The following is an 11,616-nucleotide window of genomic DNA, read 5'->3' on the forward strand; positions in this document are numbered from 1 at the left end:
AAAGATCTTTAGAAAGCGGATCGAAAAAAACAATCCAAGTTTTTCTAAGGCAGTCAAGTGTAACGAAATGAAGCCAGGGTTCTTGAAAAATTCCGGGTTGCGGTAAAAATTCAAAACACTAACCTCTAGATTTGGCTGCTCCCGAACAGCGTCAATAAAGCCTAAATTCTCAAGTTCCATACCTCCGGGGCCCGCCAATTCCGGGAGAATAAAGAGAATTTTTTTCTTTGGGGAGTTCAATTTCCAGAAAGCTGCTTTACCCTATCCAGTACTACTTTGATTATCATCCTATTTAGGTTAAATAGAAAACGGTAATAAATTGATCCTGATTTCTTCGCAATGAGATACTGGTTTGCTATGTAGCGGTCCCAGTCTCCTTTCTGGCCGATAAATCCGGAATACAGCATAAGCCGGTTCATCTGCTTTTTATCGGCAGATGAAGATCGCAGCAAAGAAGTTTGCAGTATCCGATAACGAACTCCCTGGAAGAAAATCCCCTTAAAGGAGAAGTCTTGGGATAACCTCAGAAAGAGGTCCAAGTCTTCCATCATGGATTTCGGATTGTACCCTCCCAAGGCTTTGACCTTATGTAAGTCGACCAGCACCGTCGGTGCGACGATGAAATAGTCCTGCAGAAGCATCGGGAAGATGCACCCGGCCGGAAGCTGTGATTGGAAAGTCCATCCCCGCTCTTCGAAGAAGGACGGCCCCTTGAGTTCTTTTCCGTTTTCGTCGATCTTGATCGCGTCGCAGTACACTACGGCCAATCTTTCGTCGGAATTGAGGAATACGTCCACCTGCCTGGATATCTTTGAGGGCTCGAGGACATCGTCGCAACTGATGATCTGGAAGTATCTGCCGGATGCCAGAGCCAGGCCTTCATTGGCGTTTTGGGTGATGGTCTTAGTAGTAGTCTGAAAGACAGTTTGTATAGGAAGAGATTTATCCTTCACCCAACTTTTGATCGATTCGGCGCTCTTGTCAGAAGAGGCCGCATCCATAACAATCAGTTCAAGGTTGGGATAATCCTGCCGCAAGATACTGTCCAAGGTCTCGACCAGGAATTTCTCATGGTTGTAGGCAATGGCAAGCAGCGTAACAAGCGGGAGGCTTCGGGTCTCTACAGGATCAATACTCATTCAGTACACGAATCACAGTCTGTACTTCGGTATCGTCCATCACGGGACTGATGGGTATGCTCAGGATATGCTGATGGATTTTCTCGGTGATAGGCAGCGAAAGATCTTTATACTCAGCATAGGCCTCCTGCTTGTGAAAAGGGATAGGATAATGGATCAAGGATTGAATCCCATTCGAATCCAGGTATGTGATGAGATCCGCACGGTCTTCCACCTGGACGACATAAAGATGAAACACGTGATCTTCTAAAGATCTGTCCCATGTCGGCAGTTTGATTTTTATATTATTGATCCTCTCCGAGTACAGGGCCGCTATCTCTCTTCTTTTGTTGTTTTCCCGGTCGATATATTTCAGCTTTACATTCAAGATCCCGGCCTGGAGCTCGTCCAGTCTGGAATTTACACCTTTGTAGCGATTGAGATACTTTTTCTGGCTGCCGTAATTTCCGATTGTCGCAACGAGTTCTGCCAGTACTGTGTCGTTGGTGGTGACTGCCCCAGCATCTCCCAAAGCCCCGAGGTTCTTGCCCGGATAAAAGGAAAAACCTGCCGCATTACTCAAATTTCCAGCTTTCAGGCCTCTGGCATCCTTGGCTCCGTGGGACTGCGCACAATCTTCTACCAGCAAAAGCCCATGCCTGGCAGTAATCTCCGCCAATTCCTTCATTGGACATAATTTCCCATAGAGATGGACTGCGAGGATTGCCTTGGTTTTGGGACTGATCGCTTCGACTACGCGATCCAGAGACAAGTTAAAGGTATCCTGATCTGGCTCGACAAAAACCGGAACAAGACCGCATTCGGTAATTGACAGGATGGACGCTATGTATGTGTTTGCCTGAACTAGCACCTCATCGCCAGGCTTAAGTAGTCCCATTTCAATGTATGCTCGAAAGATCAAGATCAACGCATCCAGACCATTTGCCACACCTACGCAGTGGGATGTGCCACAATAGGCGGCAAATGCCTTTTCAAATGCCGAAACCTGCTGGCCCTTGATATACCAGCCGTTGTGTAATACGTCAATCATTGCCTGCTCCAATTCCTGGGCATGCGCAAGGTTAATCTTCTTTAAATCCAAGAACGGAATCATAGGAATTGAAAATCGGACAGGTTAGAACTCCTGGAGTTCCACCATGGTTTTAAATCTGGGGTTGGAGTTCATCAATTCGGAAAAGCTTCCGCTTGCTTCTATCAGGCCATTGTTCATGACCAAGATTTCGTCTGCATTCTTTACCGTGCTGAGCCGGTGGGCAATAAGGATGATATGGCAGCTTCCCTTAAGTGATTCGATGTTTTCCTGGATACTTTTTTCCGTCTCACTGTCCAGCGCAGAGGTAGCCTCGTCAAAAATCAATAGATCGACCTCTTTAAACAGTTCGCGGGCAATGGAGATTCTTTGCTTTTGCCCACCGCTGATCAATATGCCGTTGTCTCCAAGTAAGGTATCTTCCTTTTCAGGCAAAGATTCAATCAACTCTTCCAAATGAGCCAACTGAGCTGCTTTTCTGAATCTTTCTATATTTTCCAAATTCTGGTCTGCCCAGAAAGAAATATTATTGAACAGGGTATCATTAAAGATGACAGCTTCCTGTGTGATATAGCCTATTCTTTTTCTAAATGATGCTAAATCAACATCCTCCCTTTGAATTCCGTTGATCGAGAATGTACCCGAAGAAGGCTCAATTAAACCTGCCAGGATGTTTGTCAAGGTGGTTTTTCCGCTACCGCTTCTACCGACCAGCGCGTAGGTACGGTTGTCTTCGATCGTCAGGTTGATTCCCTTGAGAATGGCGTTTTGGGGATTGTACCCAAAGGAGACATCCGTCAAGGTGATGGTTCGGACAGATTCAGCCTTTTGAGTACCACTGTTCACCTCCAAACCATTTTCAAAATCATTCAAAAGCTCAACGCCAACATGCAAGCCACCTAAATTGGATGTAAATGCCTGCCAGCCTGTTTGCACCAACATGATGTAATTCAGGGCCCGATAAAAGAAAAGGAGACTGAGGAAGATGGCGGCAATGTTACCGTCCAAGACATTGATTTGGACGATGATCACCAAAATCACCACTCCGATTACAAGTGGCTCCCGGGAGGCCTGTAGGATGGCGTTGAAAATCCCAATCTTCTTTTGTTCCTCTTCAATCTGGTCTACATAAGATCTCAGCTTGAGCTTATAGGTTTCAAAATAACTAGTGGCCTTGAGGTACTTGAAGTATTGTACCGCCTGGATAAGCAAGCTTTGGTATTTATGGCTGAGTTTGCTGTTGTTGACGGAGGCTGTCTCGGTGTGTCGGTAGATGATCTTGTAGATGAAATTTGTCAAATACCCGCCTATGCTGACCAAGATGGCAAACTCGAAATTGGCCATCAAAGCCAGAATGAGATACACAAGTAGCAGTACTGCAGACTGGAGAGTATTGAAATACGCCACATAGGCTGAGACAATCTTGTATATTTCTCCAGAGAGCGTGTTCTGTACTCTACCAGCGTCCAGCTTAAGAAAATTACGGAACGCCATATTCCCGAGGGAGTCCACCATCTGATACCGGATCTTCTTCACAAAAAACATCTGCACATTGACCTTGTAATGGCCCTCCAGATACTTTATCAGTCCCTTGGCCAAAAAGATGACAAACAGAAAAGAAAGAATAACCAGCGGGGTTAACTCAAAACCCGCCTTGGTAATTCCGGTAACGAGAAACTTTAGAATCCCCAGAGATTCGGAAACTTGGGAATCATCGACTGACTCCTCCCCAGCTACCTGAATCAGAGGGATAAACATCGCCAAGCCAAACCCATCCAAGAATCCGGTGAGGAGACTTAGAAAAAGAAGGACGAAGACCCTGCTGCCGAGATAGGAATGAAAAAATATAAAATGCCGGAGCTGCTGCCTGAAATATTTTATCAATTTCTAGCGGCTTAGAAGTTTTGATTTTTTCTTGTCATCGTCGTAGTAGCCATAGCCGTAGCCGTAGGTGTATCCATACCCATAGCTAACTTTTGTGGCATCAACGCCATTGAACACGGCATATACGTGCTTCAATCCTTTGCCTACTTTTAGGCTGTTTAAAGCATCGATGAAAGACCGTTGACTGTAGTCCTGTCTAAATACAAACAAAGTCAGATCCACGAAACTCAGAAGGTCGATGGTCTCACTAACCAGTCCAATCGGCGGGGTATCGAGGATAATTACGTCATAATTTTCCTTCAGTTCTTTCAGCAGGCTTTCAAACCCAGGCGTAATCAACAATTCAGAAGGATTGGGAGGAATGGGCCCTGAGACCAGGATATCAAGGTTTTCGTGTTTGGTCGAAACAATAACATCTCTCCAGTTGGAATCCTGACCACTCAGAATAGTCGACAAACCTCTGTTATTTGCGATGTCAAAATCCTGAAAAATCTTAGGTTTTCTCATATCACAGCCGACGAGAATGGTCTTTTTTCCGGTAAGAGAATAAACAGATGCAAGATTGAGCGCACAGAATGTCTTACCCTCTCCTGAGATGGTGGAGGTAATCATCAGCGTCATTTGTTTGTCTGCCGGAAGCATAAATCGAATGTTTGCCCGCAGCGATCTGAAAGACTCAGAGATCCCTGACTTGCCGTGCTTGAATACGACCAGATTATCCTCTGTCTTGCCTTTGAGGATGGTAGAGATGACCGGCAACTTGAGCTTTCTTTCCAAATAGCCAATGTCTTCAATCTTTGAGCGGAACAATTCACGCATGACCACAAAGGCAATCGGAGTAAGCAACCCCAGAAAAAGGGCAATCAGATAGTTTCGCAGTGGCTTTGGATTGATCTGTCCTCCAGTAGATTTAGCGAACTCAATGATCTTGTTGTTGGGTCGGTTAGATGCCTTGGTAATGGCCGACTCGGCCCTCTTCTCACTGAGAAAATTGTAGATACTTTCATTCAGTGTAGCCTGTCTCTGGATGCGTATCAGGTTTTGCTCAGCTACCGGCAGAGATCGGAAGGAAGACTCAATCGTAGCCTTTCTCTTTTCCAGATCGTTGATGGTCATGGAGTTGTTCAGGTCCACATTCTCCAGAATCTCACGGATGGATTTATTCAAATCGGAAAGCTTCTTGTTCGCTTCCCTCACTGCCGGAGAAAGTTCGGTTTGGGTCGCCATGAGACGCGAACGGTCGACTTGGATTGAAAGCAAATTTTCAATCAGTCCGTTCAAATAGGGATCATCAATACCAAGTCCGGAAGGGACTACTATTTCGTTGTAATTTTCCCTGACCAAATAATCTTTTAAGCTTTGGTAATACCGCCTTTTTAGATTTTCGTTGGCAAGTTGCGTTTCAATTTGGGTCAGTTGGACATAGACAGTGTTACTTTCGTTGCTTAGATTATAGATCTTATTGCTAGACCGAAAATTCTGAAGTTGGTTTTCAAAATAAGTCAAGGAATCAGCGACACCGGCCACCTGACTATCAATGAAACTGATCGTCCTGTTGGCAATTTCATTCTTCTCCTGCAGTTCCAACTCCAAGTAGGTCTGCATCAATGTATTCAGGTAGGTTTCTCCTTTTTCCTGATTGGGAATGATAAGACTTAGATCCAGAATTGAGGAAAACTTTTCTACCAAATCCACATTGAGCCCGCTGGAAAACTTGCTGATCAAATATTCATGGTCGCGGATGATAAACAGCGACTCCCCGCTTTCTTCGCCGGAGGTATTGTTAATTTTCAGCTTAAAATTGGGCGTTTCCACCCATTCTCCAAACTTGAAAGACTGGTTACTGATCTCTGAAACAGACCCCCAACTTCCGTCAGGAAAAAATTGGGTATATTTTTCGGCATCGAAGATCAAGGTGTAGGTAGTAGGACTTTCCCAGGAAATCTTGACAAGGCTATGGATGAGCTGAGGAGCTTTCCAATCTACTTCCACCAAAACCGGTGTCTTCTTGTAAATTTCAGTGAGCAAGAAGGTACCCTCATTGTAGTACTCTACATCAAACTTTAGCTGGCTCAGGGTAGCTTCAGCAATTGGCTTGGATTTCAGAATAATGGATTCGTTGGTGATCCCTATTCCCTGATCTTCAACTATCGGGTTGTTTTCAAATAAGGACATTGGACTATCCTGCTCTTTTATGAAAAACTTACCTGCAACCCGATAAGTGGGTGTAGTGGTCTTGGTAAAGTAAAAAAAGATAAGCAGGAATACGATGATGCTTAGCAGGATGTAAGGCCAGATTCTTAGGATCTTGGGAAAGAGGGACTTGATGTCAAAAGAACTTTCATCCTCCTGAAAAGCATCATATTCTTCCTTGTAGTTACTCATAGTGCCGAAAATTAATTATTGCTTTGAACTAGAGTGAGAATCAATGCGATGGCCGTGATTGATGTCGTCAGAAGTGTAAGTGTCTCCACCAAGTTATTACCAGCGCCGATTTCACGAACCTTCATCGGTTCTGCATAAATCATGTCATTGGGTTTTAGGAAATAATACTCTGATCCTAAAAGCTCGCGATCCAGAAGATTGATCTTATGAATCTGAGAGCCATCAGGATACTGTCTAACGAGTAGAACCTCGTCTCTTTTTGCATAGGTATTTAGATCTCCAGCATAAGCTATCGCTTCAAAGATGGTGACTCTATTTTGGAGAATGGTATATTTTCCCGACCTGGTAAATTCCCCCAAGGCGCTGAAGCGAATCCCTCCGAGCCTAACCCGCACAAAAAACTCGTTTTGGTTCACGTACTTCAACACCTCGTTTTCTATGATCTCCTTTGCCTGCTCCGTCGTGATTCCCACCAGCTTCACCTCGCCGATTAAGGGGATTTCCACAAACCCCCTGTCATCAATGGTGTATCCATTCATGAAAAAGGCATCTCCGGCTCCCTGTCCACCACTCATCATCGCACCACTTTGGGAATCATCGCTTACTGCACCGAAAATAAGGTTCAAGTTTTGGTCGGTAGTTTTAATGTTTATTTCAACTATGTCATTCACCTGAAGTAAATAGTCCTCTACCTGATAGGGGTACTTCTTGCTTGATTCTACCAAGGGCCCTGTAGATTCTTCCAATTCCTGCATGAAAATCACCTTTTTGTTGGATACGCAGGAATAGGATACTATTGCCACGACGGCAATAAAGAGTATCGATCGAATTTTATTTTTCATTTTTTGTCTTTTCTTTTTCTAAAAAGTAAGCTTAAACTTATAAAAACCTAACCGGAGTTACACAACTCAATTCCGATAAGCGAGGTTATATTAATTTCTCGGATGGTTAAACATGGATTTATAGCCGGGCGTCAATCCTATCCTTTTCTAACAATCCTTTCACATCAAAAACAACCTGTGTAGGAGATTTGTGGATATCCAATGTATTAAATCGTTTGTGGGAGACTGCCAAAATTATTGCTGAATAGTTAGCCAAAGATGGTGCATTTTCTCCGGAAATGATGTCAATCCCGTACTCATGTTTCACTTCGACAGTATTGGCCCAAGGGTCATAGACATCCACATCCATATCGAAGGACTTCAGCTCGTTGTAAATATCAATCACGCGGGTATTTCTGACATCAGGACAGTCTTCCTTGAATGTAAAACCAAGTATCAATACTTTGGAATCGATCACCTTGAGATCCTTTCTCATCATCAATTTGATCACCTCGGTGGCGACATGTTTGCCCATGGAGTCGTTTAGCCGCCGACCTGCCAATATAATCTCGGGATGGTAGCCCACTTCCTGAGCTTTTTGTGCCAAATAGAACGGATCGACACCGATGCAATGTCCTCCAACAAGTCCCGGTTTGAATTTTAGAAAATTCCATTTGGTCCCAGCCGCTTCCAGCACCTCGTGAGTGTCAATCCCTAGGAGATTGAAAATCTTCGACAGTTCATTGACGAAAGCGATATTAATGTCACGTTGGGAGTTTTCGATCACTTTGGCTGCTTCGGCCACTTTGATGGAGGAAGCTTTGTGAGTACCGGCTGTAATTACCTGCTGATACAATTGATCCACATATTCCGCAACTTCAGGAGTACTGCCGGAAGTCACTTTCAATATTTTTGCGACCGTATGTTCTTTGTCGCCCGGATTGATCCGTTCGGGAGAATATCCGGCAAAAAAATCGACGTTGAACTTTAGTCCTGAAACTCTCTCAAGCACAGGCACACACTCATCCTCTGTCACGCCGGGGTAGACAGTTGATTCGTAGATCACTACATCCCCCTTTTTGAGGTATTTGCCGATATTTTCGGATGCTTTTAGCATCGGAGTCAGTACCGGACGATTGTATTTATCTGTCGGAGTGGGTACGGTGACGATGTAAATCTGACAACCGGAAAGAGACGCCGGATCAAAGGTCGGGAAAAGCCCTACTTCATTTTTGTTTGGCAAAGCTGATGTGACTACTGACTGTAGCAAATCATCCTGGATTTCCAGGGTCTTGTCTGTCCCTTGATGCAGCTCCGAGATTCTCTTTTGATCTATATCGAAACCGACAACGGCAAATTTCTTTGCAAATTCCACTGCCAATGGAAGCCCGACATATCCTAAACCAATGATTGCAATTTTAATTTCCTGAATTGGCGTAAACATCACTTATAGTTAGTTCTAAGATTGGAATGAAATTTATATTATAGCTCCGCCCCGTCGGTCACATCGATGACTTAGCTCTCAACATTCTGTTTGAAAAATCGGAGCGGAAATCAAAAACCCAACTCATGACCAGATCCTATTAGTTATCAGCCGATTACGGGGAGGGGAAATTTCTCAGAATGAGTACTTTAATTGCTCAGTTTTATCAAGGGTCAAAAGTAACAGAATTAGGCTGAAAAAAATGAAGTAGTTGAGGTTTTAGGAAGGCTGATTTGTCAATTGAGAATTGACATAAGCGAGCGCAAATTAAATTTTTGCTCCCAACAAATCTCCTTCCTCCAGAGCCGACTGACGCTCAGATTATGAGTTCCATGAGGCATTCCCAAGGAAGGTCAACTTTTCTCACAAAGTTAAGGAAAACACGTCTAGAGCAACCTTTTTCCCTTCGATGCAGATTGAGTGGTCCTAATAAAATAGTTAGTACCGCCTCCTTGGGCTGCCAAGGAATCCTATAACAGCAAAAATTACTGACTATTCCCTGTGGGCAAGACACTCTTGGAGCGAAACCCTCCAATGGTTGATCTTAATGCTAAAATCAGCTTTGATTTTAGCCTTACTCAAAACAGAATAGTAAGGCCTTTTGGCCGGAGTAGGATATTGGGTGGACGGTATCGGACTGACGGTGCAATCCAAGCCGCTCATTTCCATCACGGCCATGGCGAAATCATACCAAGAGCAAACGCCCTCATTGGAGAAGTGGTAGATTGACGTGGTATTGTTGCTCAGGCGGGGCAGAATATCCAGGATACAGATGGCTAAGTCCCTTGCGTAGGTCGGTGTGCCGATCTGATCAGCTACGACATTCAGTTCGGAGCGCTCCGAGCCCAATCTCCGCATCGTCTTCACGAAGTTATTTCCAAACGTGCTGTATACCCAAGAAGTCCTGATCACGATGGAATTGGGTAGATTCAGTGCCAATATGGCCTGCTCTCCGGCGAGTTTTGTCACACCATAGACGCTCTGAGGATTGGGAATGGAATCCGCCTCATAAGGCTGGAAGGATTCTCCGTCAAAGACATAGTCAGTTGAAACGTGGACAAACTTCACGTTGAACTCCTTAGCCGCCTCAGCCAGATACTTTGCTGCGAGATGATTGACTTTATCCGCAAGCTCTATTTCGGTCTCAGCCCGATCCACCGCTGTATAAGCTGCGCAATTGATGACAGCGTCCACATAATTCGTTTGGAAAAAACTCCAAACAGCTTCTCTGTCCGTAATGTCCAGTTCGGCTACATCCGTGAATATAAATTCCAACGGATACCCTGAGGAGATTTGGCGGATCTCCGAACCCAGCTGTCCAGACGCTCCTGTAACCAATATTTTATGCATACAAATCCTCGGCAAAGGTGAATAAATCCGCATCCTTCAAAGATGGCTGCTTTCTGTCTTTTTCAGAAAGCTTCAGCTGATCCAGCTGCAAGATCCAGTCGATTCCCAGCGCAGGATCGTCAAAAGCCAGCCCCCGATCTGCCTGTGGATTGTAATAGTTGTCCACTTTGTAGTTAAAAACTGCCCAATCGCTCAAGACTACAAATCCATGGGCGAATCCTCTCGGAACAAAAAGTTGACGCCGATTTTCGGCTGACAGCTCTTCGGCCACGTACTTCCCGAAGGTCGGCGAGCCTTTTCGAATGTCCACTGCCACATCCAAAACTTTCCCCTCGGTCACTCGCACGATCTTGGATTGCGAAAATGGTGGCAGCTGAAAGTGCAATCCACGTAGCACTCCAAACTCAGATTTGGATTCATTGTCCTGGCAAAAACCCAGTCGAAAACCCAAAAACTCTTCCAGTTTGTCTTGTCTGAAGGTCTCCGCAAAATAACCTCTTTGATCTCCAAATACGGTGGGCTCTATAAGCACCACATCGGGAATTTCTGTTCTCAGGAATTTCATTTTTTTCGCTGCTGTACTTTTTTGATCAAATATTGACCGTACTCATTCTTCTTAAGGGGCTCGGCCAACGCAAGCAATTGATCGCTGTCGATGTATCCTAGCTCAAAGGCAATCTCTTCTAGACAAGCGACTTTTAGCCCCTGTCTCTTCTCAATGGTATGGATGAAATTGGAAGCCTCCAGCATGGACTCATGGGTCCCGGTATCCAGCCAGGCATATCCCCTGCCCAGCAGCTCAACCATTAGATCTTTGGATTCCAGGTAGACTTGATTCACTGTAGTAATCTCAAGTTCTCCGCGGTGGCTTGGTTTGATTGTCTTTGCGACTTGAATCACCGAGTTGGGGTAGAAATAGAGCCCGACCACTGCATGGTTACTTTTGGGATGTTCGGGCTTCTCCTCGATCGAAATTACTGTTCCGTCCTTGTCAAATTCCGCAACACCATAGCGCTCTGGATCGTTGACATAATAACCAAAAATCGTCGCTTTGCCTTTTTCCTGGACATTTATCAGCGATTTTTTGAGTAGACCTGTCAAGCCATGGCCGTGGAAGATATTGTCGCCCAATACCAAGCATACCGAATCACCGCCAATAAACTCCTCACCGATTATAAAAGCCTGGGCCAGTCCGTCTGGGCTGGGTTGCTCAGCATAGCTGAAGCTTATTCCCAATTCGCTACCGTCTCCCAACAGTTTTTTGAAGTTTGGCAGGTCGTCTGGTGTGGAAATAATTAAAATTTCCCTAATTCCGGCCAGCATCAATACTGATATCGGGTAATAAACCATCGGTTTGTCGTAGACCGACAGCAGTTGTTTCGAGGTTCCCTTGGTGATCGGGTACAATCTTGTGCCAGACCCTCCTGCTAGTACTATTCCTTTCATCTGTTTATAATTGACTTTGAGTGTTCAGATAGCCTGTCCCGAACTTGATTCCGGAGACTACCTTAGATAATCCTTACC

The 11,616-nt window shown here is 44.8% G+C and carries 9 protein-coding genes; all 9 read right to left on the bottom strand.

Translation table 11 applies throughout. The features are described from left to right. Positions 1-236: 236 nt before the first annotated feature. Positions 237-1,139 carry a glycosyltransferase gene (locus G459_RS0118375; RefSeq protein ID WP_026968954.1) on the bottom strand — a complete coding sequence of 301 codons (903 nt, stop codon included), beginning with the start codon at positions 1,137-1,139 and terminating at the stop codon, positions 237-239. Beyond that, positions 1,129-2,232 carry a DegT/DnrJ/EryC1/StrS family aminotransferase gene (locus G459_RS0118380; RefSeq protein WP_026968955.1) on the bottom strand — a complete coding sequence of 368 codons (1,104 nt, stop codon included), beginning with the start codon at positions 2,230-2,232 and terminating at the stop codon, positions 1,129-1,131. Before G459_RS0118380 ends, G459_RS0118375 begins: the two co-directional genes overlap by 11 nt. A 21-nt stretch (positions 2,233-2,253) precedes the next feature. Then, positions 2,254-4,053, bottom strand: a complete 1,800-nt coding sequence (locus G459_RS0118385; RefSeq protein ID WP_026968956.1) for an ABC transporter ATP-binding protein — start codon at positions 4,051-4,053, stop codon at positions 2,254-2,256. A 3-nt stretch (positions 4,054-4,056) separates the two neighbouring features. Continuing rightward, the gene (locus G459_RS0118390; protein WP_026968957.1) at positions 4,057-6,438 is read right to left on the bottom strand and encodes a GumC family protein; all 2,382 of its coding nucleotides are present in this window, start codon (positions 6,436-6,438) and stop codon (positions 4,057-4,059) included. Between the two features lie 11 nt (positions 6,439-6,449). Beyond that, positions 6,450-7,280: a polysaccharide biosynthesis/export family protein gene (locus G459_RS0118395; protein WP_245588199.1), complete on the bottom strand. Its 831-nt coding sequence runs from the start codon at positions 7,278-7,280 to the stop codon at positions 6,450-6,452. Positions 7,281-7,398: 118 nt separating this feature from the next. Beyond that, on the bottom strand, positions 7,399-8,703 hold the full coding sequence (locus G459_RS0118400; protein ID WP_026968959.1) for a nucleotide sugar dehydrogenase: 1,305 nt from the start codon (positions 8,701-8,703) through the stop codon (positions 7,399-7,401). Between the two features lie 531 nt (positions 8,704-9,234). Beyond that, a complete protein-coding gene (rfbD, locus tag G459_RS0118405; protein ID WP_026968960.1) occupies positions 9,235-10,092 on the bottom strand; it encodes a dTDP-4-dehydrorhamnose reductase in 858 nt (285 codons plus the stop codon). Further along, positions 10,085-10,657, bottom strand: coding sequence for a dTDP-4-dehydrorhamnose 3,5-epimerase (rfbC, locus tag G459_RS0118410; protein ID WP_026968961.1), 573 nt, complete (start codon positions 10,655-10,657; stop codon positions 10,085-10,087). Before rfbC ends, rfbD begins: the two co-directional genes overlap by 8 nt. Continuing rightward, positions 10,654-11,538 (bottom strand): glucose-1-phosphate thymidylyltransferase RfbA, encoded by an 885-nt coding sequence (gene rfbA, locus G459_RS0118415; protein ID WP_026968962.1) that lies wholly within the window; start codon positions 11,536-11,538, stop codon positions 10,654-10,656. The genes rfbC and rfbA overlap by 4 nt, the downstream gene beginning before the upstream one ends. Positions 11,539-11,616 lie beyond the last annotated feature (78 nt).

Origin of the sequence: Algoriphagus terrigena DSM 22685 (genome assembly GCF_000429445.1) — a bacterium.
Taxonomy (GTDB): Bacteria; Bacteroidota; Bacteroidia; order Cytophagales; family Cyclobacteriaceae; genus Algoriphagus; species Algoriphagus terrigena.